The 26,375-nt window shown below is 51.2% G+C and carries 21 protein-coding genes and 3 tRNA genes; 20 read left to right on the forward strand and 4 right to left on the reverse strand.

From position 1 onward, the window contains the following. Window positions 1-21 precede the first annotated feature (21 nt). Genes CWE14_RS07470 through CWE14_RS07485 form a run of 4 tightly spaced genes read left to right on the forward strand, consistent with a single transcriptional unit; the run spans window position 22 to window position 3,434 of the window. Window positions 22-804 (forward strand): segregation and condensation protein A, encoded by a 783-nt coding sequence (locus CWE14_RS07470; RefSeq protein ID WP_126798806.1) that lies wholly within the window; start codon window positions 22-24, stop codon window positions 802-804. Further along, a complete protein-coding gene (gene scpB / locus CWE14_RS07475) occupies window positions 801-1,412 on the forward strand; it encodes an SMC-Scp complex subunit ScpB (protein WP_126798807.1) in 612 nt (203 codons plus the stop codon). The genes CWE14_RS07470 and scpB overlap by 4 nt, the downstream gene beginning before the upstream one ends. 2 nt (window positions 1,413-1,414) lie before the next feature. Next, a complete protein-coding gene (gene rluB / locus CWE14_RS07480) occupies window positions 1,415-2,353 on the forward strand; it encodes a 23S rRNA pseudouridine(2605) synthase RluB (RefSeq protein ID WP_126789809.1) in 939 nt (312 codons plus the stop codon). Continuing rightward, window positions 2,334-3,434, forward strand: coding sequence for an agmatine deiminase family protein (locus tag CWE14_RS07485; protein ID WP_157981794.1), 1,101 nt, complete (start codon window positions 2,334-2,336; stop codon window positions 3,432-3,434). The genes rluB and CWE14_RS07485 overlap by 20 nt, the downstream gene beginning before the upstream one ends. On the opposite strand, the gene CWE14_RS07490 is transcribed toward CWE14_RS07485, so the two are convergent. Then, window positions 3,431-4,132 (reverse strand): SIMPL domain-containing protein, encoded by a 702-nt coding sequence (locus CWE14_RS07490; protein WP_126798809.1) that lies wholly within the window; start codon window positions 4,130-4,132, stop codon window positions 3,431-3,433. The genes CWE14_RS07485 and CWE14_RS07490 overlap by 4 nt on opposite strands. A 144-nt stretch (window positions 4,133-4,276) precedes the next feature. Between CWE14_RS07490 and CWE14_RS07495 the strand changes: the two genes are divergently transcribed. The 9 genes from CWE14_RS07495 to CWE14_RS07535 all read left to right on the forward strand — a co-directional run bounded on the left by CWE14_RS07495 (window position 4,277) and on the right by CWE14_RS07535 (window position 11,820). Next, window positions 4,277-4,753 (forward strand): regulatory protein RecX, encoded by a 477-nt coding sequence (locus CWE14_RS07495; RefSeq protein WP_157981795.1) that lies wholly within the window; start codon window positions 4,277-4,279, stop codon window positions 4,751-4,753. 125 nt (window positions 4,754-4,878) lie between these two features. After that, a complete protein-coding gene (gene alaS / locus CWE14_RS07500; protein WP_126798811.1) occupies window positions 4,879-7,476 on the forward strand; it encodes an alanine--tRNA ligase in 2,598 nt (865 codons plus the stop codon). A 251-nt stretch (window positions 7,477-7,727) separates the two neighbouring features. Continuing rightward, window positions 7,728-7,922 carry a carbon storage regulator CsrA gene (gene csrA, locus CWE14_RS07505; RefSeq protein WP_126789804.1) on the forward strand — a complete coding sequence of 65 codons (195 nt, stop codon included), beginning with the start codon at window positions 7,728-7,730 and terminating at the stop codon, window positions 7,920-7,922. Between the two features lie 163 nt (window positions 7,923-8,085). Then, window positions 8,086-8,178 (forward strand) — tRNA-Ser (locus CWE14_RS07510). A gap of 76 nt (window positions 8,179-8,254) precedes the next feature. Then, window positions 8,255-8,331, forward strand: a tRNA-Arg gene (locus tag CWE14_RS07515). Between the two features lie 42 nt (window positions 8,332-8,373). Then, window positions 8,374-8,450: transfer RNA gene (locus tag CWE14_RS07520), tRNA-Arg, on the forward strand. Window positions 8,451-8,625: 175 nt separating this feature from the next. After that, window positions 8,626-8,856 carry an OadG family protein gene (locus CWE14_RS07525; protein WP_126789803.1) on the forward strand — a complete coding sequence of 77 codons (231 nt, stop codon included), beginning with the start codon at window positions 8,626-8,628 and terminating at the stop codon, window positions 8,854-8,856. A 24-nt stretch (window positions 8,857-8,880) separates the two neighbouring features. Continuing rightward, on the forward strand, window positions 8,881-10,686 hold the full coding sequence (gene oadA, locus CWE14_RS07530; RefSeq protein ID WP_126798812.1) for a sodium-extruding oxaloacetate decarboxylase subunit alpha: 1,806 nt from the start codon (window positions 8,881-8,883) through the stop codon (window positions 10,684-10,686). A gap of 48 nt (window positions 10,687-10,734) precedes the next feature. After that, complete coding sequence (locus tag CWE14_RS07535; RefSeq protein ID WP_126799099.1) at window positions 10,735-11,820, forward strand: sodium ion-translocating decarboxylase subunit beta; 1,086 nt, start codon at window positions 10,735-10,737, stop codon at window positions 11,818-11,820. 91 nt (window positions 11,821-11,911) lie between these two features. Here CWE14_RS07535 and CWE14_RS14740 read toward each other — a convergent pair whose 3' ends face one another. Together CWE14_RS14740 and CWE14_RS07540 are read right to left on the reverse strand one after the other, a co-directional pair. After that, entirely contained in the window at window positions 11,912-12,079 is a 168-nt protein-coding gene (locus CWE14_RS14740) for a hypothetical protein (RefSeq protein WP_198675745.1), read from the reverse strand. Further along, entirely contained in the window at window positions 12,076-14,709 is a 2,634-nt protein-coding gene (locus CWE14_RS07540) for a response regulator (protein WP_126798813.1), read from the reverse strand. Before CWE14_RS07540 ends, CWE14_RS14740 begins: the two co-directional genes overlap by 4 nt. 84 nt (window positions 14,710-14,793) lie before the next feature. On the opposite strand from CWE14_RS07540, the gene gshA reads away from it, so the two are divergent. Beyond that, entirely contained in the window at window positions 14,794-16,386 is a 1,593-nt protein-coding gene (gene gshA / locus CWE14_RS07545) for a glutamate--cysteine ligase (RefSeq protein WP_126798814.1), read from the forward strand. Between the two features lie 39 nt (window positions 16,387-16,425). Further along, window positions 16,426-17,112, forward strand: a complete 687-nt coding sequence (locus CWE14_RS07550) for a transglycosylase SLT domain-containing protein (RefSeq protein ID WP_241972349.1) — start codon at window positions 16,426-16,428, stop codon at window positions 17,110-17,112. A gap of 22 nt (window positions 17,113-17,134) precedes the next feature. Here the strand turns inward: CWE14_RS07550 and ffh are convergent, their stop codons facing one another. Beyond that, on the reverse strand, window positions 17,135-18,505 hold the full coding sequence (gene ffh, locus CWE14_RS07555) for a signal recognition particle protein (RefSeq protein ID WP_126798815.1): 1,371 nt from the start codon (window positions 18,503-18,505) through the stop codon (window positions 17,135-17,137). 159 nt (window positions 18,506-18,664) lie between these two features. Between ffh and CWE14_RS07560 the strand changes: the two genes are divergently transcribed. The 5 genes from CWE14_RS07560 to CWE14_RS07580 all read left to right on the forward strand — a co-directional run bounded on the left by CWE14_RS07560 (window position 18,665) and on the right by CWE14_RS07580 (window position 26,310). Next, window positions 18,665-19,459 carry a cytochrome C assembly family protein gene (locus tag CWE14_RS07560; protein ID WP_126798816.1) on the forward strand — a complete coding sequence of 265 codons (795 nt, stop codon included), beginning with the start codon at window positions 18,665-18,667 and terminating at the stop codon, window positions 19,457-19,459. 80 nt (window positions 19,460-19,539) lie between these two features. Next, the gene (locus tag CWE14_RS07565) at window positions 19,540-20,823 is read left to right on the forward strand and encodes an HlyC/CorC family transporter (protein WP_126798817.1); all 1,284 of its coding nucleotides are present in this window, start codon (window positions 19,540-19,542) and stop codon (window positions 20,821-20,823) included. Between the two features lie 68 nt (window positions 20,824-20,891). Then, on the forward strand, window positions 20,892-21,647 hold the full coding sequence (locus CWE14_RS07570; RefSeq protein WP_126798818.1) for a hypothetical protein: 756 nt from the start codon (window positions 20,892-20,894) through the stop codon (window positions 21,645-21,647). A 688-nt stretch (window positions 21,648-22,335) separates the two neighbouring features. Continuing rightward, entirely contained in the window at window positions 22,336-24,276 is a 1,941-nt protein-coding gene (locus CWE14_RS07575; RefSeq protein ID WP_126798819.1) for a hypothetical protein, read from the forward strand. A gap of 66 nt (window positions 24,277-24,342) precedes the next feature. After that, window positions 24,343-26,310: a hypothetical protein gene (locus CWE14_RS07580; protein ID WP_126798820.1), complete on the forward strand. Its 1,968-nt coding sequence runs from the start codon at window positions 24,343-24,345 to the stop codon at window positions 26,308-26,310. Window positions 26,311-26,375: the final 65 nt, after the last annotated feature.

Raw genomic sequence — 26,375 nt, forward strand, 5'->3', positions numbered from 1 at the left:
GTACGGAACAGGAGTTCATAAGTGGCTGAACAGCAGTCCTTACCCTTAGGCTTTGTGCGTGGCGAACCGGTACTGGAACGTCCGGAAAACCTGTATATTCCGCCTGATGCTCTGGAACTGATGCTGGATGCATTCAGTGGCCCTATGGACCTGTTGTTGTACCTGATCCGGCGCGATCAGATGAATATTCTGGACTTACCTATTCTCGATGTGATTCGCCAGTACATGACCTACGTCGACCTGATGCGCGAATTGAAGCTGGAGTTGGCCGCCGACTATCTGGTGATGGCCGCCATGCTGGCTGAAATTAAGAGCCGCTTGTTGCTACCGCGGCCGCCGGCAGAAGATGACGAGGAAGACGACCCCAGGGCAGAGTTAATCCGTCGCCTGAAAGAATATGAGATTATTCGTCAGGGGGCGATGGAGCTGGATAGCCAGCCTCAGCAAGAGCGCGATTTTTTTATTGGTAGTGCGCTGGTTCAGGCCGAAGACAGCGAACCAGAGCCACCGCAAGTCGGGTTAGATGACTTAGTCACGGCGATGCGTGCGGTAATGCGTCAAATCGATGTAACCCAGCATCACCATGTCAGTCGTGAAACCTTATCGACGCGCGAGCGCATGAGTAGCATATTGGATCGGCTGCAAAGCCAGCCACGGCTCGAGTTTCAGCAGCTTTTCGAGGTCGCTGAAGGGCGTGCCGGGGTGGTGGTTAGCTTTCTGGCGTTATTGGAACTGAATAAAGAGGGTATGATCCGGCTTACTCAGGCAGAAAATTTTTCAATGATTTATGTGGATGCAAAATGATCAAAGACAGTCAGTTAAAACAGCTGGTTGAAGCGGCATTGTTTGCTGCTAATGAAGCAGTCACATTGGATCAGCTGATGCAGGGCGCGTTGTCCGGATATAAGCTGAACCGCCCTCGCTTGCGCCAGATCCTGGATGAATTAATAGCAGATTACCAGGAGCGTGGGGTACAATTGGTGGAAGTGGCCTCAGGCTACCGCTTTCAGACCCGTGCCGAACTGGCACCTGCTTTGGCAAATATGTGGCAGGAGCGGTCCCCACGTTACTCTGCGGCATTGCTGGAAACGCTGGCACTGATAGCCTGGCGTCAGCCGATCACCCGCGGTGAGATTGAGGCGGTGCGCGGTGTTTCTGTCAGCACTCAGATTATGCGAACCTTGCAGGAACGCGGCTGGGTAAAGGTCGTGGGGCAGAAAGAAGTCCCAGGGCGGCCGTCGCTGTATGCAACTACGAAAGCATTTTTAGATTATTTTTCTTTACAATCCATAGCGGATCTTCCGGCACTGGCAGCAGAACGCCCAGAGCTTGAAGCACTGGCCGAACCACAAGCGGCCGATCACGAACCAGACACGCGAGAGCGTGGCGAAACCAAGGCGACATTGCATTAACTATGACTGAGAAGTTACAGAAAGTACTGGCCCGTTCAGGGCACGGCTCGCGCCGCGAAATCGAACAGATGATTGCCAGCGGACGTATCCGCGTGGACGGTCATGTGGCTCAGCTAGGCGAGCGTATTGAAGGCGAGGCCGACGTGCGTATCGACGGCCATAAAGTGGTGGTCAAAGACGAAACGTCCATGGTGTGCCGGGTTTTGATGTACCACAAGCCTGAAGGCGAGTTGGTAACACGAAAAGACCCGGAAGGCCGGCCAACCGTCTATGACCGTCTGCCTAAATTGCATGGTGCGCGCTGGATCGCAGTCGGCCGACTGGATGTAAATACATCCGGGTTGCTGCTGTTTACTACAGATGGTGAACTGGCAAACCGCTTAATGCACCCAAGCCGGGAAATTGAACGTGAATATGCGGTCCGTGTGTTTGGTGAGGTCATGCACCATCACCTGCATAACTTGCGCGGTGGAGTGAAACTGGACGATGGGCCCGCCCGTTTTAAGAAGATAGTGCCAACGGCGGCCGAAGGGATGAACCAGTGGTTCCATGTCACCCTGACTGAAGGTCGCAACCGTGAAGTACGGCGCTTGTGGGAATCTCAGGGAATGCAGGTGAGCCGCCTAATCCGCGTCCGTTATGGTGACGTCAAGCTGGAGAAAGGCCTGGTTCAGGGGGCATGGATGGAATTGCCTTTAGACCGCGTCAACTACCTTCGCAGACTGGTTGACTTGCCGAAAGAAGAGCAAAGCTTTGTTAGTATGACTGATAAGAAAGAAGGCAAGCGGCAACTGCAACGCGCGCGCCGAGCCGTGCGACGCAGTAAGCATGGACGGGCGGGGTCAGGTAGCAAGCCGGACAGCTCTAAATCATCACCACGCAGTAAATCAAAATCACCGGCGAGGAAGCCTTCCACCCGCAATGGACGTTCTTCTTCCTGAATGGTCGCCTCGGCGCGCGCTAATACTGCGCTGGCCCTGGCGTACTGATATCTGGCCGTTTCAGGCGGCAGCGGCGCAGCAAGCGGTTGTGGATGCACTATGCAGACTGCAGCCATTGCTGCAGGCACGTTCAATCCAACTGGTACTGCAAGTGCATTCGTCTTGCTCAGCCCAGGCAGCCGAACAGTTAAAAACGCATCAGCTTTCCTCTATTCAGCTTGATGTGGTTGATTATGCGGATATATGGGTGCGCGACTGCGCACCTTTTTATGTTCAGCAATCGGCTACATGCTCCGATCCGACATCGTTGCCCCATGAGCCCGGCAGGGTTGTTAGTCTGCTCACCGACTTTAATGGCTGGGGCGGTCTTGATCCGGATTTTGCCGATGACCTGGCGGCCCGTGACTGGTTGTGTCGGCGCTATCAGTTAGACAGCGAAATCCTTGACTTGGTATTGGAAGGTGGCTCATTGCATACCAATGGCGAGGGACTATTGCTGTATGTCGCCTCATCGATACTGGAGCCGAAGCGCAACCCCACGCTTAATCAAGAAACCTTGCACCAGTTATTTCGCGACAAGTTTGCGGCACGCAACAGTATTGCCCTGGCGCGAGGCTTAGTCTGTGATGAAACGGGTGGTCATGCGGACAATTTACTGACGTTTTTAAGCTCGCGCACACTGGCGGTGACGCTACCGGACGATCCGATGCATCCTGAATATGAAGGGTGTCAGCAGACTATCGCGTATTTACGTCAGCAACTGAGCGAGCAGCAACTGGCGGTCGAGTTACTGCCGTTACCGATGCCGCAACTGCAATTGAGCGAAGCCGAGGCCCTCACTATACAACGCCGCTCCAATACGCTGCAGCGCCCGCCAGGCATGCCTCTGTGTGCCAGCTACTGCAACGGTATCCGGCTCGGAGACATCTACGCGATGCCAACTTTCGGCGTGCCTGAAGATGCTCTTGCCCGGCGTTTAATTGAGCAGGCTGAACCCAGGCTGACGGTAATCGAGTTACCGGCGAGGGCACTGTTACCCGGCGGTGGTGGCTGGCACTGTGCCAGCCACGCCGTGGTTTAACGTAAGCGGAAAACGACTTCAACCTGTGCGTTAATGGCTTGCTGGCCAGGCTCTGAGACGTCCATTGTGCGGCTTTCAGCCGCCATACGCATAATAGGGGCGCCGTTGCTGCTGCTTTCGCGGATGGTGATGATTGAGCCAAGCTCGCGGTCGCTGTGTTCAGCGATTAACGCAGCCTTGGTGTGGGCATCATCAATGGCGCGCAATAAAGCCTGCTGCGACGCTTCGCTGGCATCTCCCAACTGATACTGAATACTTCCGACACGCGTGACGCCCTGGGCAAGTGCATAGTCGATCAGGTGGTCGAAATTACTGGCATCACGCAGGGTCACGTCAATCTGACGGCTTACCTGAAAACCGTCCTGTACGGTTTGATCGCCTTCTCGTTTATACTTTGGATGAATTGCCAGCTGGAACGAACGCATGTCTTCTCGTTTGATATCGCGTTGCTGCAACTGGTTTAAGATTGCGGCAGTAATTTGGTCGACCTGGGTTTTAATCGGGCTTAGCTGATGGCCGTCGGCTTCGACCCAAAGGCTAAAGCGCATGGTATCGGGCACGACATGCACTGTGCCCTGGCCGGAGACCACTATCTGGTCGTCATCGTTAGCAGTATTGGCCTGGGCGCTGCAGCCGGCAACCAGCAACAGCGTTAGTGACAAAGTAGTGATGACTGAGATGAACGAAAAAGAACGCATGGATGTATCCTTGTTTAGTAAAACAGACGTATAAAACGATTGTGAAAACGAACTCAGTTGGAGCTTGGAACGGTTGCTGGTATAAAAGGTTCACTTTGAGCGTGATCGTTTTACTCGGTTTTAACCAGCATGCTAAGGATATCTATGGCAAAAGTTGAACCAGATGACAAGAAAGCAATCGAGCAGCGTGCGGTTTTTTTGCTTGGAAGACGCGAGCACTCGGCGAGCGAATTAGCCCGTAAGTTGCGCGATAAAGGCTTTGCGGCTGATGCGGTCGATGAGGTCATCAGCGAACTGCAGGAACGTGGTTGGCAATCGGATCAGCGTTTTACTGAAAGCTATGTTCGACAGCGTATTGAAGCGGGCTACGGGCCGTTGAAAATTTATTCGGACATGGCACAGAAAGGCATCCAGAGAACGCTGGTCGAGCAAATTCTTGAATCCACCAACGTTGACTGGGTGGCTGTGGCAGCTGATCGGTACCAGCGTCGTTTTGGTACCGAAGCGGCGACTGAGGATAAAGAAAAAGCCCGGCGTCAGCGGCATTTGGCCTCGCGCGGTTTTTTGTCGTCTCATGTCTATGCAGCCATCAGTAAAGTGCATGACGACGATCGCTCCTGAGCTCGTCGCAGCGCATTTTTCGCCGCAAAAGACGCGGGTAATCTGAGTGCCAATCTCAGCACGTTATGGTAGGCTAATCGCCATTCATTTTTCGAGTAACGAACAGATAAGTTAGGACATTTTCCATGAGTATGACCAGCGCCGAGATTCGTTCCGCGTTTTTAAATTTCTTTACTGAGCGCGGCCACGAAGTGGTCCCCAGTGGCTCCCTGATCCCTCACAATGATGACACCCTGCTGTTTACCAACGCCGGTATGGTGCCTTTTAAAGATGTGTTTCTGGGCACCGATAAACGTGGCTATACGCGGGCGACAAGTTCCCAGCGTTGCGTCCGCGCCGGTGGTAAGCACAATGATTTGGAAAACGTAGGTTATACCGCCCGCCACCATACCTTTTTCGAAATGCTGGGCAATTTCAGCTTTGGCGACTATTTCAAACGTGAAGCGATCCAGTACTCCTGGCAGTTTTTGACCGTGCAGTTGGGTTTACCTGCGGATAAATTATGGGTAACCGTGTTTGAAACCGATGACGAAGCCTATGATATCTGGGCCAAAGAAATCGGTGTACCGGAAGACCGGATCAGTCGCATTGGCGAGAAAGACAATTTCTGGTCGATGGGCGATACCGGCCCCTGTGGGCCCTGTTCGGAAATCTTTTATGACCACGGCGCTGACGTCTGGGGCGGTCCTCCCGGCACCCCGGAAGAAGATGGCGACCGTTACATTGAGATCTGGAACCTGGTCTTCATGCAGTATAACCGCCAGCCGGACGGCACCATGGAGCCGCTGGCGAAGCAGTCGATTGATACCGGTATGGGGCTGGAGCGAATTGCTGCAATTATGCAGGGCGTGCATTCCAACTATGAAACCGACACCTTTGTCGCGCTGATCCAGGCTGCAGCAAATGCGGTCGGCTATGAAGATCTTAGTAACCAGTCATTGCGCGTGATTGCCGATCATATTCGCTCCTGTTCGTTTCTGATTACTGATGGTGTATTGCCATCCAACGAAGGGCGCGGCTATGTGTTACGACGCATTATCCGTCGGGCGGTTCGCCATGGCACTAAATTGGGCGCGACAGAACCATTTTTCTACAAGCTGGTGGATGCCTTAATTAAACAAATGGGCGACGCCTACCCTGAGTTGGTCAGCAACCAGCAGCGCATCGAACAGGCACTGCTGCAGGAAGAACAGCAGTTTGCCCGCACCTTGCAACGCGGACTGAGCATTCTGGATGACGCACTGAGTGAGCTGGAGGGTGATACTATCCCCGGCGATGTCGCATTCAAGCTGTATGACACCTATGGTTTTCCACTTGATTTAACCGCAGACGTCGCTCGTGAGCGTGATGTCAAAGTGGACGAAGAAGGCTTTGCGGTGGCGATGGACGAGCAGCGAAAACGTGCTCAGCAAGCGTCTCAGTTCACCACTGATTACACTAAGCAGTTGAAGTCAGAGCAGGTGACTGAATTTAGCGGCTATGGAAATACCTCAGATAGCGTTCAGATTGTCGAATTATTCCACGAAGGCAAGGCGGTCGGGCAATTAGCTGCCGGTCAAAGTGGGGTTGTGGTGCTGTCACGCACGCCATTCTACGCCGAGAGCGGTGGTCAGGTTGGCGATATAGGTACTCTGAGTGCCGCTGACGCTGTTTTTAACGTGACTGACACCCAGTACATCGGGAAAGCCATCGGGCATCATGGTGAAGCTATAGCGGACCTTGCTATTGGAATGGAACTGACTGCCAGTATCGATGCGGAGCGCCGTGAAGCGATTAAACGTAACCATTCGGCAACCCATTTAATCCATGAGGCCCTGCGCCGGGTGCTTGGTGAGCATGTGGCCCAGAAAGGGTCGTTGGTTGATGCAGAACGCTTGCGTTTCGACTTTGCCCATGGTCAGGCGGTTAGTGCAGAGCAACTGCGTGAGATTGAAACTCAAGTGAATACTGAAATTCGTCGCAATACTGAGCTGACGACTGCCGTTATGCCGGTTGACGAAGCGAAAGCGAAAGGCGCGATGGCGTTGTTTGGTGAAAAGTACGACGACAACGTAAGGGTTGTGCAAATGGGCGACTACTCGCTCGAACTTTGCGGGGGAACGCATGTCTCTCGTACTGGTGATATTGGCTGTTTCCGCATTTTGCAAGAAAGTGGTATTGCGTCCGGCGTGCGTCGTATCGAAGCGACCACAGGTGCCGCTGCGGTTCGTTTTATCCAGCAGCAGCAACACCAACTGCAGAAACTTGCTGAGCTGACCAAAACTGATCAATCGACGCTGGTATCGCGTATTGAGCAATTACTGGACAAACAAAAGCAGCAAGAGAAGCAGCTTGCGGATTTGCAGCAGCAGTTAAGCCAGCAAGCTGGCGCTAGCCTGATTGATCAGGTGGTCGAAGTGAATGGCGTTAAGGTGATTATTGCGGAGCTGCAAGGCGCTGAAGCAAAATCGCTGCGCGGCATGGTTGATGACCTGAAAAACCAGCTAGGGGAAGGCATTGTGATGCTGGCAACCAGCTCAGATGAAAAAGTAAGTCTGATTGCAGGTGTAACTAAATCATTAACTGCTAAAGTTAAAGCTGGAGACCTGGTGAACCATGTGGCGAGTCAGGTTGGCGGTAAAGGCGGAGGTCGCCCTGATATGGCTCAGGCAGGGGGCTCACAGCCGGAAAACGTGCAAGCGGCCTTACAGTCTGTGTCGGCCTGGTTGAACGAACGATTATGAGTTTTTGACGTTGGTCGTATTTTCCTGCTCTTTACCCTTGCTACAGCAAGTTAGCGGTTAGACTTTAGCCAGGTTATGTTATGCTATAACGGCTATCCAAGGCTGGTAACCGAACGTGTAGCACGTCGTAGCACTATATGAGTATTGATATAGTGCTATTAAAAGAAAGGCTGGTAGTATGCCTGTTCCTCGGCGAGGTTCTCGTCAGTGGATCGAGTGTACTGGGAATAAGGTATTGAAGGAGCAGACGAATGTTGATCTTAACCCGCCGTGTAGGTGAAACCCTGATGATCGGTGACGACGTCACCGTGACAGTGCTGGGTGTGAAAGGAAATCAAGTTCGAATTGGTGTCAACGCACCAAAAGATGTGTCGGTACATCGGGAAGAGATTTACATGCGCATCCAGGCAGAAAAGGGCGAGAGTTCAACCGACTCGAACGAATAACCTTACAGAAAAGCTGGCTTCCGCCAGCTTTTTTGTATCTAGCGCTTAAAAGTTGCAGGTTATTTGCCCGAGTTGGCTAAATATAACGCAAACGATGGTGTGCTTTGCAAAAAGCGTTTGACATATTTTTGTGAGTCGCTATCATTCTGCCCCATCAAGTCCCGGTGAGGTGGCCGAGCGGCTGAAGGCGCTCCCCTGCTAAGGGAGTATGGGGTTTGTAGCCTCATCGAGGGTTCGAATCCCTCCCTCACCGCCATTTTTCTGCAAATTGTTTTTTATAAACAGTGACTGCATCAAAATGGTCCCGACTCGATAGATGTGTAAGTGACGACGCGCTCGTAGCTCAGCTGGATAGAGTACCTGGCTACGAACCAGGCGGTCGGAGGTTCGAATCCTCCCGAGCGCGCCATTCCTTTCCATCACATAACAAGTCTTTATAAGAGATATCAGCGCGCTCGTAGCTCAGCTGGATAGAGTACCTGGCTACGAACCAGGCGGTCGGAGGTTCGAATCCTCCCGAGCGCGCCATTTCTTTCCCCATATGATTTAAATCCTCGTTGTTTCGACTATGCTTACCCTGAAGATTCAGGCGTGAAGCTATTGCTTTATTCCACCAAAGTTTAATCTCTGCCATGCCTGCTAACGTTGCATTTTTGTTGGCTTTCCTATGTAATGGTCGTACCACATGGAGATGAGATAACAGATGACTTCTATGCTTCTAGATGCAGTTACGCTGATGCTAATTGGCATGGCCACTGTATTTTGCTTTCTGCTGGTACTGACTGGCTGCGTGAGTTTGTTAACCCGCATGGCGCCAGAACAGGCATCGCCAGCCAAGCAACCACAATCTGCAGGCAACAGCCCGAATTCGGCCCACATGGCCGCGATTGCATCTGCTGTTGCTCAATATCGTAAATCCCGACATTCCAATTAATTTCGTATTATCAGGAGCCATTTCATGAGTAAGCCGCTTTACCTCACGGACGTTGTACTGCGTGATGCGCATCAGTCGCTGTTGGCCACGCGCTTTCGTATTGATGACATGTTGCCGATCGCCGAAAAATTGGATCAGGTTGGATACTGGTCACTAGAATCCTGGGGCGGAGCGACCTTTGATAGTTGCATCCGTTATTTAGGGGAAGACCCCTGGGACCGAATTCGCCAGTTTAAGAAAGCTATGCCCAATACGCCGCAGCAAATGCTCCTGCGCGGACAGAATTTATTGGGTTATCGTCACTACGCGGACGACGTGGTTGAACGTTTTGTCGCCCGGGCCAAAGAGAACGGTGTCGATGTGTTCCGTATCTTTGATGCCATGAACGACATGCGCAATCTGAAAACCGCGGTGAAGGCGACCATCGAGAATGAAGGGCATGCTCAGGGAACCTTGTCGTATACTGTCAGCCCGGTGCATACCATCGATAAGTGGGTCGATATGGCCCGTGAGCTGGAAGACATGGGCTGTCATTCAATCTGTATTAAGGACATGGCGGGGTTACTTCGACCTTATGAATGCGAGTCGTTGATTACCGCATTGAAAGACGCCGTTGACCTGCCGATTGCGATGCAATGCCATGCGACGACGGGGCTGAGCACAGCGACTTACCAAAAAGCGATTGATGCCGGGATCGACATGCTTGATACCGCGATTTCCTCGATGAGTATGACCTATGGTCACTCCGCCACAGAAACGCTGGTGGCCATGGTGCAGGGGACCGAGCGCGACACCGGGCTGGATCTCGAGCTACTCGAAGAAATAGCTGCTTATTTCCGCGATGTACGAAAAAAATATGCGCAGTTTGAAGGCTCGTTAAAAGGGGTTGATGCACGAATCCTGTTGGCTCAGGTGCCTGGTGGCATGCTCACCAATATGGAGAATCAACTTAAAGAGCAGGGCGCACTGGATAAGTTTGATGAGGTGCTGAAGGAAATTCCAACGGTACGCAAAGATCTTGGCTACATCCCTTTGGTCACGCCGACGTCTCAGATCGTGGGCACGCAGGCGGTGTTAAATGTGCTGACCGGTGAGCGTTACAAGTCAATTTCAAAAGAAACTGCAGCGGTACTTAAGGGCGAATACGGCGCAACAGCCGCCCCAGTTAACGAAGAGCTACAAAAGCGTGTGCTGGAAGGTGCTGAGCCTGTGACCTGCCGGCCTGCTGATAACCTTAAGCCGGAAATGGACAGCCTGCAAAGCGAGCTGAAAGACAAGGCGAGCGAGCTGGATATTAAGCTGGCTGAAAACGCTGAAGATGACGTTCTAATCTACGCGCTTTTCCCTGAAGTAGGGCTCAAATTCTTGCAGAATCGAGGCAATCCTGATGCCTTTGAACCGGCGCCAGGCGAACAAGCCGAAGCACCGTCGGCCGCTCCTGCCTCTAAGGATAAGAGCAGCAGCAACGTGGAACGTTATGATGTGAATGTCGATGGTAAGGTTTTCTCGGTCCAGGTCGGCCCTGACGGCAGTCTGGCTGCAAGTGAAAAAGGAACTCCAGCTGAGAAAAGCGAAGCGCCAGAATCTGCACCCACAAAAAGCGATGGCGACGAGGTCATTATTACCGCACCACTGGCGGGCACTATGTGGAAACACAACGTCAAAGTTGGCGATGAAGTGGCCGAAGGGGACGTGCTGGTTATTCTTGAGGCGATGAAGATGGAAACGGAAGTACGGGCCGAACACGCCGGCGTAGTTTCACGTCTGATCGCGAAAGAGGGCGACAATGTTCAGGTTGGTGATGAGCTGGTAGCGGTAAAGGGAGCATAAACCTTGGAAGATTTGCATACGTTATGGGTTAGCACCGGACTGGCTAACATGCAGTGGGGCATGCTGCTGATGATTGCAGTCGGTGCGCTACTGATTTATCTCGCCATCCGGCATAAGTTTGAACCTTTATTGCTGCTACCAATTGGTTTTGGTGCAATTCTGACCAATATTCCGCTCGCCGGCATGAGCGATGCAGGCGGTATGCTCTACTACATTTACGAGGTGGGAATTAGCACTGGCGTCTTTCCACTGCTCATTTTCCTCGGTGTTGGCGCTATGACTGACTTCAGCGCCGTACTCGGCAACCCGAAAATGTTTATTCTTGGAGCGGCGGCGCAGTTTGGTATTTTTGCGACCTTAATTGGTGCTATTGCATTGAATTGGGTGCCGGGGATGAGCTTTACGCTGGAACAGGCGGCCGCGATTGCGATTATTGGTGGAGCCGACGGTCCGACTGCAATTTATCTGTCTTCTCAGCTGGCGCCGGAGCTACTCGGTGCCATTGCCGTTGCTGCTTATTCTTATATGGCGCTGGTGCCGGTTATTCAGCCACCGATTATGCGTTTGCTGACCAGCAAAGCGGAACGGCAAATAAAAATGGAGCAATTAAAGCCGGTTTCAAAGAAGGCGAAAATCCTGTTTCCGTTAATGGTGTTGATTCTAACCGCGTTATTATTGCCCACGGCAACGCCCTTGGTGGGAATGCTCTGCTTAGGTAATTTGTTGCGTGAATCCGGGGTAGTCGAGCGCCTGAGTAATGCGGCACAGAATGAGATCATCAATGTTGTGACCATTTTTCTCGGCTTGGCGGTTGGCGCCCAACTGTCGGCCACATCGTTTCTTAATGTGCAAACCCTGGGGATTTTACTGTTGGGTGCGGTGGCCTTTGTGATTGGTACGGCAGCAGGCGTGCTCATGGCGAAGCTGATGAACGTACTCAGCAAAGACCCTATCAACCCATTGCTGGGTGCTGCGGGCGTCTCTGCAGTGCCGATGGCGGCGCGAGTGGTGAATAAAGAGGGGCTGGCCGCGAATCCGCAGAACTTCCTGTTGATGCATGCAATGGGGCCGAATGTAGCCGGGGTACTTGGCTCTGCGGTCGCGGCGGGTATTTTACTCGCCCTGGTTGGATAGTTAGAGACACTTTCTCCGTACTAGAGAGCAAGAAACGAGAGCCAGGCAGCAGACAGTCTTTCAGCTGTCTGCTGCTCACAATAACCAGGCGTCAGGTAATAAACCACATTAGGGTATAGAAGGCAGCAATTACGGTGCTGATGACCAGAATGTAGATAAACCCTTGTTTACCCTCAGTAAAGCTATACCCCCGGTAGGTCAGAAAGAGCATCCAAAGCAGGCAAAGAACAAGGGGAATTAAAAATAGTAAACGGATCATCCGGTTGCTCCTGTGTCGGAATTTTGCTGTGACTGATGCAGCGCCGCGAAGTCATCGGCGGCTTGTTCTGCTTCGTTCAGTAATTTATCAAGACCGCCGATCAAGTCTGCTACAGTCGCAATATCGCCCCCTTTCATTGCATCTTCAAGGCGACCCGCCTTTTTCTCCAGCGCTATTAAGCCGAGGTTAGCCGAGGCTCCTTTTAACGAGTGGAAATAGCGGCGTGCTTCATCATGTTTTCCACGGGTAATAAACTCTGCGACTTTCATCGCGCTTTGCTGGTAGCTGTCGACTAGCTGCTTGACCAGGCGTATATAGAGCGCCGCGTTATGATTGAGACGCGCCAGAGCCGAGGCAAACTCGATACCTTTCACCTGGGGATACTTATGTTGCTGCAGCGGCGGTGTTTCACGGACGCCGTCGTCGTCCGGTTTAGAGCTGTCATAAGGCCCGGGAATGGCCCACTTGCTGATTTGACTAAGCAGCATGTCTTCGTCAATGGGCTTCGGTATATGCCCTTGCATTCCCGCAGCGAGAGAACGCTCTGCGTCACCAGACATCGCATTAGCGGTCATTGCCACAATGGGCAGTTGCTGGTAACTATAATTCTGGCGAATGGTTTCGGCGGCGCGGTAGCCATCCATCACTGGCATCTGAATATCCATTAATACCAGGGCGTAGGCTTTTCTCTGCACCATATTCACCGCGACCTCACCATTCTCGGCAATATCCACCGAGAAGCCGTGCCCGCGTAATAATTCCTTCGCTACGTGCTGATTAATTTCATTGTCTTCCACCACCAGTAACGGTGCATTGCGCAAGGCAACCGGAACCCGTTCGGAACTAGCCGGATGAGCGATGGTATCGCTGGCATTTGCATAATCAGTATTGCTGTTCCCATATACCGCGGTATTCAGAACCCGCGCCAGGGTGGCGGTGGTATAGGGTTTGGTAATAAAGTCACAGGCACCGACCAGTTTTGCTTTCTCGGCCAGTTCTTCCGCGTAATACCCGGTCGCCAGAATAGCTTTGGGCATGGTCTCCGCAGCCAGCTTCTGCTGCATGGTTTCGACCAGGGTAAGGCCGTCCATGCCAGGAAGCCGCCAGTCGATCAAAACTATCTGATACGGAGTGCCCGCGGTTTCAGCATCGAGCATGATTTGCAGACCCTGTTCGGCACTGCGTGCCACTTTTGCATCCATCTTGTAGGAGCGAAGTAACTCGTAGAGCATTTCCCGGGTACTAAGATTGTCGTCGATGGCCAGGATACGCACGCCCTCAAGACGTTCCAGCAGCAACTGATGGTGTGATGCGTCCTGATTAGGCTGCAACGGCAACGCAATTTCGACGTAAAACGTCGACCCTTGCCCGGTGGCACTAATAACCCCCAAATCGCCGTTCATAAGCTTTATAAGGCGTTGTGAGATGGTCAGCCCCAGTCCGGTACCACCAAATTTTCGGGTGGTAGAGGTGTCAGCCTGAGTGAAGGCCTGAAACAGGTTTGCGCGCTGTTCTTCGTCCATTCCGATGCCGGTGTCAGTCACTGACATCCGCAACCAGACTTTATCGTCACTTTGTTCGAGCAAGGTACAGGAGACGTTAATTTCACCTTCATCGGTAAATTTGATCGCGTTGCTGACCAGATTAACCAGAACCTGGTTGAGGCGCATGGGATCACCGATCAGCATGGTAGGTATGTTGGCGGGCAGATTTATAATGAATTCTAAGTCTTTGTCGTATGCTTTATAGGCGAACATGTCCGCCAGGGTGCTGAGCACCTCGTCGAGATCAAAGGGAATATGCTCGATAGTAAGCTTATTTGCTTCGATCTTGGAGAAATCCAAAATGTCATTGATAACCCCAAGCAGCGCATTGGATGACGAATTAATCACTTTAAGGTAGCGCTGTTGTTTGGGATTCAGTTCGGTTTTAAGCGCCAGGTTAGCCATTCCCACAATGGCGTTAATCGGGGTGCGGATTTCATGACTCATATTGGCCAGGAAATCGCTTTTAGACTGGTTTGCCTGCTCCGCTGCTTCTTTTGCAGCTGCCATTTCAACCGTGGCTGCCTTGATTGTTGAAATGTCATAATAACTGCCGAGAACGCCGATTAATTCGTTATGGTCGTTGTAGAGCGGGGCACTGGCGTGCTCGACCCAGCGCGTCTGGTCGGCGGCTTCGCCAAGCTTCAATTTTAGTTCTTCACTGCTACATGCCTGCTGCCCCTGAAGGGTCGCCTGATCGCGCTGGAACAGCTCTTTATTGGCGGCCAAAGCATCGAATTCCTGTTGCGCAAAGTCCTCTTCATTGAGGTCGTTAAGGCCAAAATCGTCAAGAAAAGCCCGGTTGGCGCCAATTAATTTTAACTCGGTATTGCGCCAGTAAACCCGGTTGGGCAGGTCGTTGAACACCTGACGGAGCACCTGCGAGCTATCAGCACTGATAGTTTTACTTTGTCGGCTTTGCTGGTTGTCTATACTGATGGCAGTAGCTAGGGCGACCAGTAGGGCGCTGGGAATAGTGATCCAAATACCAGGCAGAACGATAATAGAAAGCACTAATAACGTGCAGATCCACCAGAAATGATGCTGCAATACATTTAGCTGGCTGGGTTTAAATAAAACCTTCAAGTTAACTCCCTGCGCTGTATTTTACTGTCGAATATGGCACACTAGCCGCATGATAGCAGGAATTGTATAGGAATTGCTTTGTCGATGAATTTATCTGCACGCCTCGACGCTCTTCGTCAGCGCCAGCAAACAGCAACCCTTGCTGGAATTAATCGGGGTGTTGAGCGGGAAACGTTGCGCATTACCAATAGTGGTCAGTTAGCGCAAACCATGCACCCGCAGTCTCTTGGTGCAACCTTGACCCACCCGCTGATTACCACAGATTATGCGGAATCCTTACTCGAGTTTATTACTCCGGTTTCCCGCTCGGTCAGGGAGACCCTTACCCAACTGCGGGATTTACATCGCTTTACCTATCGCCATATTGGGGATGAGCTTTTATGGCCATTAAGCATGCCTTGCTATGTGAATGAGCCCAAAGACATTCGTATCGCTGATTTTGGCTCATCTCATGTGGGTATGATGAAAAGCACCTACCGTCAGGGATTGACCCATCGTTACGGTGCCGTCATGCAGACCATTGCAGGTGTGCATTATAACTTCTCGGTGTCTGACCAACTGTGGGATGAACTGGCTGCGCAGGATGGGGCGCAGAATTGCAGCGACTATCGTTCGGAACGGTATTTTGACCTGATCCGTAATTTCCTTAAGCATGCCTGGGTCGTACCATATTTCTTTGGTGCGTCACCCGTCGTATGCAGCTCTTTTACCCGATATAGCCCGGGTGACGTAGACCTGCAATCATTTGGCGGTGGCATGAGTTACCGACCCTATGCCACAGCGTTGCGCATGAGCGATCTTGGTTACACCAACAAAGAGCAGGCTGCACTGCGTATTTCTTATGATTCGGCGCAGCAATACATTGATGGCCTGCGTCGTGCCGTATCGACTCCATCTGAGCGTTTTGCCAAGATTGGTGTGCAGGATGACCAGGGCGAGTTCCGTCAGCTGAACAGCAATATTCTGCAAATTGAAAACGAATTCTATGCGCCGATCCGGCCTAAACGCACAGCGCATTCTGGTGAAACTCCAACCCAGGCTCTTGAGCGTGGGGGTGTCGAGTACATTGAAATTCGTGCGCTGGATACCAATCCCTACACGCCAGTGGGGATTACCGCCGAGCAAATGCTGTTTCTCGATTTGTTACTCATGCATTGTCTGCTTAGTGACAGTCCTAAAATGAGCTGGGACGATCAACAACAGGCAGGTAAAAATCTCACCAAGGTGGTACTTGATGGTCGTGACCCTCGGTTGCGGTTACAGCAAGGAGAACACCAGGTGCTGTTGAAAGAGCAACTTAAAGATTTGTTCAAGACGCTGGAACCCCTGGCAGAAGTGATGGACAATGCAAACGGTGGTGATGCCTACCGTTGTGTTTTAGGTCATTTAGGCCCGCAAATCGATAATCCGGAACGGACCCTGTCAGGTCAGTTGATCGCCGATATGCGTAAAGCACAGCAGCACGGACAGGGGTTTGCGATGCAGCTTGCCCAGCACTACCGAGAGCAGCTGTTGCAGGAGTCGCTGGAGTATTACAGCGAAGACGAACTAAAAGCGCTGGCGACAAAGTCGTTAACAGAGCAAAGCACAATTGAGTCTCAGCAAAGCGGGACCTTTGCGGCTTATTTGCAGGCTTATTTTGCAGCGGCAGAAGAGAAAAAAGAACGCGCCTGCTAGAGGCGCGTAAAAGGGATGTAGTCCAGGGGAAGACCAATCATGTGTAAATCGCTTACTTACTCAGAGGCGCAGCGAGGCGGAAAGTTCCTGTCGCTGGCAAAAAAGCGAAAAAAAATCACGATTGCTGTCTTAGCCATTGTTTCCACGCTATTTTTAGGTGCATGTTCGACAGCTCCTCCGAAAGACCCCGAGAATATCTGTAATATTTTTGAAGAGCGTCGGGACTGGTGGCGAGCCTCTAAAGCGATGCGGGATGAATGGGGCGTGCCAATTCACGTACCCATGGCAATGATGTATCAGGAAAGCTCGTTTCGTTCACGAGCATTACCGCCGCGTAAGTATGTCCTGGGGTTTATTCCCTGGGGCCGAGTGTCCGATGCCTATGGCTATGCACAGGCCAAAACCATGACTTGGGATGACTACATACGCGAGACAGGAAACCGCCGCGGGCGGCGCGACAACTTCGCTGATGCGATTGATTTCATGGGTTGGTTTATTAGTAAAAGCCAGCAAATCAATGGCGTCTCTAAGTGGGATGCCTACGCTCAGTACCTCAACTACCACGAAGGGTGGGGCGGCTATCAACGTCGTACTTATTTGCAAAAGCAGTGGTTGGTAGCAACCTCACGCCGCGTCGATCAGCGGTCACTGAATTATGCTGGTCAGTTACGTGGTTGTGAAGAACGGCTCAACCGTGGCTGGCTGCGCCGTTTATTGTTCGGTTAACGGTAGTGCTTAAACGTATTGCTTAACGTCCGCCGCCAGGGAACATGCCTGGTGGCATTTTACCGCCCATTTGGCGCATCATTTTTTGCATGCCGCCACCTTTCATTTTCTTCATCATTTTTTGCATCTGGGTAAACTGCTTGAGCAGTTTATTGACGTCCTGCACCTGAGTACCTGAACCGGTCGCGATGCGACGCTTGCGTGAACCTTTTATCAAATCAGGGTGTTCACGTTCTTTTGGCGTCATCGAATTAATGATAGCTTCCATGCGGGTGGTCAGGCTGTCGTCCATCTGGCCCTGCAACTGGCCTTTCATGGCACCCATACCGGGCAGTTTGTCGAGCATGCCCATCATGCCGCCCATGTTCTTCATTTGCTGCAGCTGGTCACGAAAGTCTTCAAGGCTGAACTTGCCGCTTTTCATGACTTTCTTTGCCACTTTCTCGGCTTTCTGCCGATCAACTTTGCTCTCAACTTCTTCAATCAGGGAAAGCACATCCCCCATGCCCAGAATTCTCGATGCAATCCGGTCAGGGTGGAAAGGTTCGAGGGCGTCATTTTTTTCGCCAACCCCAAGAAACTTAATTGGTTTGCCTGTTATGTGGCGGATCGACAACGCCGCACCACCGCGCGCGTCACCGTCGGTTTTAGTCAGAATGACACCAGTTAAAGGCAGGGCTTCGTTGAAGGCACGGGCGGTATTGGCCGCATCCTGACCGGTCATGGCGTCGACTACAAATAACGTCTCGATGGGGTTGATGGCTTTATGCAAGCGACCAATTTCATCCATCATCGCTTCATCAATCGCCAGGCGACCTGCAGTATCGACCAGTACCACATCCATAAATTGCTTACGTGCCTGGGCAATGGCATTGCTGGCGATAGTGACCGGGTCCTGATCTACTGTTGATGGGAAAAATTCAACATCCACTTCTGCAGCCAGGGTTTCTAACTGTTTAATCGCGGCTGGCCGATAGACGTCAGCACTGACCACCATGACTTTTTTCTTTTGCTTTTCTTTCAGGTGACGAGCCAGTTTGCCGACACTGGTGGTTTTACCAGCCCCCTGCAAACCCGCCATCATAATCACTGCGGGTGGCTGAGTTGCCAGATCGAGGGGGACATTCGGCTCGCCCATGGCTGCTTCCAGCTCTTCACGCACAATTTTGATAAAGACCTGACCTGGGTTGAGGTTTTTATTGACCTCGGCACCAATAGCCCGCTCTTTGACTGCCTTAATAAATTCTTTAACCACCGGCAGTGCGACATCTGCTTCGAGCAGCGCCATGCGCACTTCGCGCAAAGTATCCTTAATATTGTCTTCAGTCAGGCGGCCGCGGCCACCAATGTTGCGCAGGCTTTGCGATAATCGTTCACTTAGATTCTCGAACATAGTAACGTTACGTCCTGTGGGAAAAGTTTGCGCTATTATACCTTAAGACGGTTGGGTTTGGCGATGTTGCGCAGTATACTCAACCCAACATGATGAACTTTCCATAAAACATGAACTTACACTTACTAACCTTACAACTACTACAAGGTTCAGCTTGACATGATTAGCTTCCTGCTGATGCTTAGTATCGTCAGTTACACGATGGCGGTTGTCTTTACCGGCCAGCGTTTTGCTGCATCGCCGCGCTGGGGTCAGCGTCGCATTCAAGTCAGTAGTGCTGTCGCGGTGTTCACCCACGTGTTAAGTATTGCGTTGGTGCTCAATGAAACGGGGTTCCGCCACTTCAATATGGCCGCCACGTTGTTGATCATTGCGGCACTGCTATCTATTTTCAACCTTAGTCGTGGTTTACGGGCCGAAGCCAACCTGCTGCGTCCGGTTATTTTCACATTTGCCATTTTCAGCCTGCTACTGGTTGCTGTGACACCGCTGCGCGCAGGCCATGCTATTACCGTGCAACCGGGTGTCACTTTACATATTGGCTTGTCTTTACTGGCATTTAGTATTCTTGCTCTGGCTGCACTGTATTCGTTACAACTGTTGTACCTTAATCGACTGCTTAAGCAGCGCAAAGCCAAGGCGTTAAGTGACAACCTGCCGCCATTGATGACGGTGGAGAATTATTTTTTCCGCTTGCTGACAGTAGGGACTGGCGTGCTTACCCTGGCGATTGTCAGCGGATTTTTGTTTGTCGAGAATATGTTCGCGCCTGGTCAGTTGCATAAGACTTCACTCAGCCTGGTTGCCTGGCTAACCTTTAACGGTATTCTGGTGGTTCATTACTGGCGCGGACTGCGCGGTAAACCGGCGGTTATTATTACCCTGATTGCCAGCCTGCTACTCATTCTTGCCTATTATGGCAGTCGCTTTGTACGGGACGTTCTTTTAGCCTGAGGTGAGTGCTGCGCACAGCCTTGACTTATTGCATGAACGCCGTACAGTTATTACTCTTTCGAATAGAATAGGAACCCCCCTTGGACGACATATCGACGAGTACGCTTTTTATTATATTAGCCGTACTCATTATTATATCTGCCTATTTTTCCGGCACGGAAACTGGCATGGTCTCGGTCAACCGCTACAAGCTTCGCCACCTGGCGCAGAGTGGGGATCGCGGGGCTAAGCGGGTCAGTAAATTACTTGACCGACCTGATCGTCTGATTGGTCTTATTTTAATTGGCAACAACCTGGTTAATATTGCCGCCTCGGCAATAGCCACCATTATCGGGATGCGTCTCTACGGTGACGCCGGTATCGCTTTTGCGACCATAGTGCTGACTCTGGTTATTCTGATCTTCGCTGAAGTAACGCCGAAAACTGTTGCGGCGCTGAACCCTGAACGGGTGGCAATGCCGAGTTCGATTCTGATTACGTTGCTAATGAAGGTCATGCTTCCGTTCGTCATTGCGTTAAACTTCATCACTAACAACATGATGAAACTGTTCGGGATGAACCCTAACGAGCAGCAGCGGGATGCACTGAGCGCTGACGAGTTGCGAACTATCGTAAATGAAGCGGGCTCACTTATTCCAAGTCGTCACCAGGACATGCTGGTCAGTGTGCTCGATCTGGAAAAAGTAACCGTTGATGACATTATGATCCCGCGCAATGAAATCATTGCCATCGATATCAATGAGGAATGGCCTGCTATCATGAAGCAGGTGATGAACATGCAACACACCCGGGTTTTGCTATTCCGCAGTCAAATAGACGATGCCATCGGCTTTCTTCATGCTCGGGATATGATGCGATTAGTCACCCGCTACCAGGCAGAACCGGATAAAGCATCTCTGGTCCGTGCTGCTCGCGATATCTACTTTATTCCTGAAGGTACCCCGCTCAATGTGCAACTGTTGAAGTTTCAGCGTAATAAAGAACGCATTGGCTTAGTCGTCGACGAATATGGCGATATTCAGGGGCTGGTTACGCTGGAAGATATCCTTGAAGAAATTGTTGGTGACTTTACCACTACCATTAGTGGTGTCACTAGTGACCATGTCCAGCTGCAAGCGGATGGAAGCTACCTGATCGAAGGTACTGCTAACCTGCGTGAGCTGAATAAAGATCTGCATTGGAATTTCCCCACTGACGGACCAAAAACGATTAATGGATTGATCATTGAAGCCTTTGGCGACATTCCGGAAAATCCGATGTGCATCGTGGTGGGTCCTTACCGGATCGAAGTCACTGAGGTCGAAAACAACATGGTCAAGACCGTTCGCGTCATGCCTAGTAAACGCAAACGCAAGAAAAAATAAGTAAAGTCGATTCTATCGAAGGGCTCGAAAGGGCCCTTCGGTGGTATACAAGCATAGGGAACTGCAGCATGTCGATGCACGAATTTGAAGACCTGGTTGAAACCTCGATTAGATGCCTTGACCAGGCTGGTCAGCACGACAGCATGGAACTGCGAACTTTATTTTATAATCTGTATCAGTTCCAGGAAGCCTGGGACACGGGGTTCACTCACCTTCGGGTGCTGGATATTTTGCTGAAGCATAAATTTGTCTATCAGTTTGAACCTACTCAGCATCCTGACTATTCAGCGCATCAGGCATTTTTTGATAATGTGCGGGATTTTACTTTCGTCGGCCTTCACCCTGAGCAACGATGGAATGGCGATACCAATCCAACTGCGGGTTATATCGATCCACCTTACTTATACTGTGACGCGGGCTCGCCGTTGTGGCAGCAGTTTGTTACATCAGGTGTGCTCACTGGTGATGATGCAATACCGCCGGCAAAGCTGGATATGGCAGATCTGGCCAAAGAGGTCGTGGTGGCCGGCCGCGCGCAGAATAACCGCGAATTGATCAGCCTCTGGTATACCGCTTTAGGCGTGGATTTGTGGTCGTTTCGTGCAGAGGACGCATTGGACGCGGCGAAATCAAACCGCTCCATTATTGCAATCCGGGAGATAGCGATGGAAACGAAAGCGCTGGACATCGACCCCGGATATGGCCTTTTGCAGCAGCCCCCGCCAGATGCTGTAAAAGGTTATCCTTTTTTGTCCTGGTGGTTCCAGAGAAGGCCTCGTAAGGGATGGGTTGGATCCTCTTTCTTGAAGCGTATTTTTCGATAATCTACATTGGGATGCTGGCAGGCGTGCTGTATACCCTCGGCAGTGCCTGGTCCCGCGGGTTCTCGCTGGCAGAAAGGCCTGCAGTAGCGTCAGAACCATTCTTTTCTGTGCTATATCATTGTCTTGTAAACGCTACGAGGTTTGGCTTTTATACCTTTCTGGGGCTTGTTTTTGTCGGTTTTATGGCCAGTATACTGTTCTCAACCTGGACCATCCTCCAACAGCTCATCACCTGAACAGTCAATGGAAATGGACTTAAGTGGACAAGAATGGAGTTAAGGCATTGGTATAACAGCCTTAGATGAGAAGACGACCTGCTTATCGGAGCGCTGGACCTGTCCTTTCTGGGCGTTCCTTTCTGGGGGAAAAAGCATCGTCGAAGTCTGTTTTATTCAGCCCTACAGTGTCCCCAGTCGCATCCAGATTGAAACAATCAATGGATATCTTGAAAATATCGCTCGCATTCACTGGGGCGACGACCCCGATGCGCCAGTCCCGCTGGCCCGGATGATCTCGTGTGTGAGTTGCATGCGAGGTCTCCGGAGTTTTTTAGTTAAGATCCTGTAAAGCATGACGTTTATCTCTCACCTGTAATTCTCAGACATAAACGAAAATGATAATCTTTCGTTTATCAGCTAACCCTCACATATACCAGGGTCGATACTGCATCAAAAGGAAGGGATACACCATGATGGGCATGAATAAGGTAGGGATCGCACTAGTCACCACAATGCTTATGACTGCCTGTGCAGGGACCAAGGAATCAGGGCAGGAGCAGATCGGTATGAATGTGAAAATGCAACTTGAGAAAATTGATGAGCTGAGCGAAGTTCACAAGGCTCGTCGCGACCTGTTGATGACACTCGAACATGAACGGGAACTGGCACAGCTATTATGGGCTGAGCAACAGGCTAATTTTCATACCTTGCTCGGCATTATGCCTTTCGTTGTCGGCGAAGGCATCAGCGAAGTTCAGTATACCCAGCCGCAGTTACTTCGTATGCATGATTACGGCGGCATGACTGAGATGACAGAGGCCTATTTACAAAGCTTACTGGCGATTCAAAGTCAGGACCATCCTTTCTGTTACTCACAGCCAAGGCATCAGGGATTTGCGCTTAGCGAAGGGTTTGAATTTCCGTTCCGTCATCGTTTGACCTATTCCCGGATGGCATTGGATAACGGTGATGTATTGCAGATACCTGACGTCGAGAATGGTCAGCGTGAGACCGATGATATTTCTTTCAATGGGGATTCTTACTGTTATCAGCGGTCTTTTACGGCGGACGATCCACAGCCAGCGACTGTCACTGGTGAGTTTCATGCACAGCTGCCGGACAAGCTGATTGAATTTGAGTTCACTGCCGCGGACGTAGGCAAGACGCAGGAACAGGACGGTTATGTCGTCACCCTGCTGGAGCTTGAAACAGGCTTGTACACGATTGAGATCGATGCGGCTGAGGGTGTCCCTTTGAATTTTGGCAGCGGCGACGTGCTGGCTGAAGCGGTGGATGCACATGGCGAGTATATTGAGTGGTGGGCGACACGCCGGCAGCCACATGAGCGTGCGCTAAAGCTCGACGATTTGCTGGGCGATCTGATTGCCAGGGCAGAGCAGGGGACCGTTGATGAGGCAACAGTACGCAGTGAAATTGGGGCATTGCGCGACATGCTGGATGAACAACAGGGGCGCTCGCTGTATTTGTCACGGCAGTTCCACGGTGTGATCGACAAAGCCCTAATTACGTTGATGGTTTATTCCGATGACAGCGAGCTGGTCAGCCGAGAACTGGCATTGCCGGTACACAGGTTCTCGAACTTGTCAGGCGCGGGTCAGGCTCAGTTAAATACCTTGCCACAAATTCCCGTGACGGTGCCGGTTTACGATGACCGTGCGGCGTTAAGAACCGATATTGTGGACTTAGATGCGCAACAGATGCAGCAACGCATTGAAACCGTGCAAAGGCTGATGAAAGCCCCGCCGAATGATTATCCTGCTGAAATACTTTGGTTCACGCCTCCGGTTCAAAGCGATATTTTGCTTGATCGACGAGACCGCGCAGGGCTTTTTGTGCTGGCTGCGTTCGACTTTTATGATCAGCACGGCGAACTCGTGCGCGACCCGACGCTAAAAGATCTTCAAATCGAAGATATTGGCTTTGAGACGCGCAGCCGACGCCTGGAAAACCCATTTATGGTGGGTGGGTTGCTGTATTACCCTGAGCGCCTTACCGGCATACCGGTGCGGGTTCAAGGCACCTTGCCGATTATGGTTGCACCTAATCTGATCAAGGACAGTTATAGCAAAGACGAGCTGCCAGCAGGTATGACCCTGAATGGAAATCAGTTGATTGTTGATTATGCCGTGTTTGAACCGCGAGAGGTTAACCAGGTTAATAACGAGCTAGTCGAGCGCAGAAATCAGCTGTTTGCCAGAGATGCTCGTGGGTATCTGGCAGAAATGAAGAAAGTTCACTCGTTTCACGCTCGACCTGGCCGGGTCGCGATAGATATTTACTACTTTTATGGCGAGCCAGACACCGTTGAGTTTTGGTACCTGGGCGACACCGAATATGTTGATTATGACTTCGATATTCGATTGTTGAGAGAATACAGCGCCGCTGACTAAGGGGCATCAGCCCCGCTAAACCGTAAACAATAGGTTGTAAGCACATAAGTAAGGATATTAACGAAGATGACAAAGACAGGATGGGTTGGGTTAGTCAGTGCGATGCTAATAGCGGGTTGCACAGGCGACATGGACACGGAGCAGGAGCAAAGCAGTATGAGTGTAAAAGAGCAATTTGAGGAGCTGGAGAGAGTTCACGACGCCCGTTCCGCCGTATTGGAAAAGCTTGAAGAGAATAGAGAGCTTGGCCAGTTACTATGGCAAGAGCAAATGGGCAACTTTTACTCAATGATGAACCTGATTCCACACCAGATGCACTTTGACGGGTTTGAGTATACCCAGCCAGAGTTACTTCATCTGCATGATTATGATGATATGGCAGCAATGACTGAAGCCTATGTGCAGAGCCTGGTGCCGATTAACAGCCGCGAACATTCGCTTTGCCTGCGCTATTCACATAACCAGGGCTTTGTGCTGAAAGAAGGGTTTGAATTTCCGTTTCGCCATCGGCTGGCTTATTTACAGATGACACTTGATGACGGCGATGTGCTGCAGATGCCTGATGTCGCAAATGGGGAGCGCGAAACCAATGATATTGTTCATCGCGGAGACTTCTATTGTTACCAGGGCGAATTTACCGCGGATGACCCCCAACCGGCGACCGTTTCGGCTGAGTTTGATGCCCAATTGCCGGCCAATCTGATTGAATTTGAATTCACTGCTGCTGATGTCGGGGAGACGATGGAGCAGGACGGCTACTTAGTGACCTTGTTAGAGTTCGAACAAGGGCGCTACGCAATCGAGATCGACGCGGTTGAAGGTCAGAGCATGGATTTTGGTAGTCAGGATGTGCTCGCCGAGGCAGTCGATGAGTATGGCAATTACATTGCATGGCGCGGTACAGAGCGGGAACCACTGCATCGTGCGCAGCGCATCGACAATTTGCTGGATGATCTGTTTAACCGCGCGGACCAAGGAACGCTGGATGAAGCAACGGCGCGCAGTGAGCTCATTAACTTGCGCGACACGCTGAAAGAAGAGCAGGGCCGGAAACTGTTTTTATCACGGGCGTTCAACGGCTCTGTGGACAAAGCGCTGATCACGCTGATGGTTTACTCCGAGGATAGTGAGGAGGTTCGACGGGAACTGGAGCTCCCTGTGTATAATTCCCCAGCACCGATGGCCGCGAGCGAAGAAAATCTGCGTGCCTTGCCACAAATTCCGCTCACTGCCCCGGTTTATGACGGGCGTATTCAGCTTAGAACATCTGTTGTTGAGTTAAATGAAGAGCTACTGCAGCAACAAATGAGAATGGTCCAATATCAGCATGCCCCCGGTGAAGGGTTCGCCGAGAGTGAATACTCTAGTCATATGTCATGGTTTTATCCGCCGGTACAAAGTGATTTCTTTCTGAATAAGCGCGACCGCGCAGGCGGGCTTCATGTGTTGGCGACATTCGATTTTTACGATGAACAGGGCGAGCCTGTTGAAGCCCTGGAGCCAGAAGAGACTGAAAGTAATATAGAAGGTACAGAGGGACCTGAAAGTGAGGCCCGTGCTTATGAGTACCAACACAGAAAGATCGAATATCCGTTTATGATCGGGCAGTTGCTCTTTAATCCCGACCAGTTCACCGCTCAACCTGCGAGTGTCAAAGCTAAACTGCCGATGATTGTGGCGCCAAATCTGATCAAGGACAGCTACGCCAAAGATGACCTGCCTACTGGTATCACGCTGAACGGCAATCAATTGATGATTGATTACGCCGTATTCGAGCCACGTGAGATTGCAGAGGTGACGGATGAAGTCACTCAGCGCAGAAACCAGGTCTTCGTCAAAGACAGCCATGGGTATCTGGCAGAAATCCGCAAAGATACCTTTTTTCATCCGCACCTCAGACGAGTCGCAGTCGATGTTTACTATTTCTATGGTGAACCAGAGACGGTCGAGATCTGGTATAAGGGCCAAACGACGCTGCACGAATATGAAGTTGAGCTTCCACTGCTCTCTGGTGACGGTATTCAGGCTCAATAAGCAAGATGAAGAACAGGAAGAGAATATCTAAATCACTGATTTTAGCGGGGAAGGTATTCCCCGCT

Source organism: Aliidiomarina soli (genome assembly GCF_003986975.1).
GTDB classification, from domain to species: Bacteria; Pseudomonadota; Gammaproteobacteria; order Enterobacterales; family Alteromonadaceae; genus Aliidiomarina; species Aliidiomarina soli.

What these genes read in the sequence shown, in the direction of transcription:
- alaS (WP_126798811.1), top strand. Translation starts at nt 4,879, where the DNA reads ATGAGTATGACCAGCGCCGAGATTCGTTCCGCGTTTTTAAATTTCTTT.
- CWE14_RS07490 (WP_126798809.1), bottom strand. Translation starts at nt 4,132, where the DNA reads ATGCGTTCTTTTTCGTTCATCTCAGTCATCACTACTTTGTCACTAACG.
- CWE14_RS07580 (WP_126798820.1), top strand. Translation starts at nt 24,343, where the DNA reads ATGACAAAGACAGGATGGGTTGGGTTAGTCAGTGCGATGCTAATAGCG.
- CWE14_RS07525 (WP_126789803.1), top strand. Translation starts at nt 8,626, where the DNA reads ATGACTTCTATGCTTCTAGATGCAGTTACGCTGATGCTAATTGGCATG.
- CWE14_RS14740 (WP_198675745.1), bottom strand. Translation starts at nt 12,079, where the DNA reads ATGATCCGTTTACTATTTTTAATTCCCCTTGTTCTTTGCCTGCTTTGG.
- rluB (WP_126789809.1), top strand. Translation starts at nt 1,415, where the DNA reads ATGACTGAGAAGTTACAGAAAGTACTGGCCCGTTCAGGGCACGGCTCG.
- CWE14_RS07495 (WP_157981795.1), top strand. Translation starts at nt 4,277, where the DNA reads ATGGCAAAAGTTGAACCAGATGACAAGAAAGCAATCGAGCAGCGTGCG.
- CWE14_RS07550 (WP_241972349.1), top strand. Translation starts at nt 16,426, where the DNA reads ATGTGTAAATCGCTTACTTACTCAGAGGCGCAGCGAGGCGGAAAGTTC.
- csrA (WP_126789804.1), top strand. Translation starts at nt 7,728, where the DNA reads ATGTTGATCTTAACCCGCCGTGTAGGTGAAACCCTGATGATCGGTGAC.
- CWE14_RS07560 (WP_126798816.1), top strand. Translation starts at nt 18,665, where the DNA reads ATGATTAGCTTCCTGCTGATGCTTAGTATCGTCAGTTACACGATGGCG.
- CWE14_RS07535 (WP_126799099.1), top strand. Translation starts at nt 10,735, where the DNA reads ATGCAGTGGGGCATGCTGCTGATGATTGCAGTCGGTGCGCTACTGATT.
- CWE14_RS07570 (WP_126798818.1), top strand. Translation starts at nt 20,892, where the DNA reads ATGTCGATGCACGAATTTGAAGACCTGGTTGAAACCTCGATTAGATGC.
- oadA (WP_126798812.1), top strand. Translation starts at nt 8,881, where the DNA reads ATGAGTAAGCCGCTTTACCTCACGGACGTTGTACTGCGTGATGCGCAT.
- gshA (WP_126798814.1), top strand. Translation starts at nt 14,794, where the DNA reads ATGAATTTATCTGCACGCCTCGACGCTCTTCGTCAGCGCCAGCAAACA.
- ffh (WP_126798815.1), bottom strand. Translation starts at nt 18,505, where the DNA reads ATGTTCGAGAATCTAAGTGAACGATTATCGCAAAGCCTGCGCAACATT.
- CWE14_RS07575 (WP_126798819.1), top strand. Translation starts at nt 22,336, where the DNA reads ATGATGGGCATGAATAAGGTAGGGATCGCACTAGTCACCACAATGCTT.
- CWE14_RS07485 (WP_157981794.1), top strand. Translation starts at nt 2,334, where the DNA reads ATGGACGTTCTTCTTCCTGAATGGTCGCCTCGGCGCGCGCTAATACTG.
- scpB (WP_126798807.1), top strand. Translation starts at nt 801, where the DNA reads ATGATCAAAGACAGTCAGTTAAAACAGCTGGTTGAAGCGGCATTGTTT.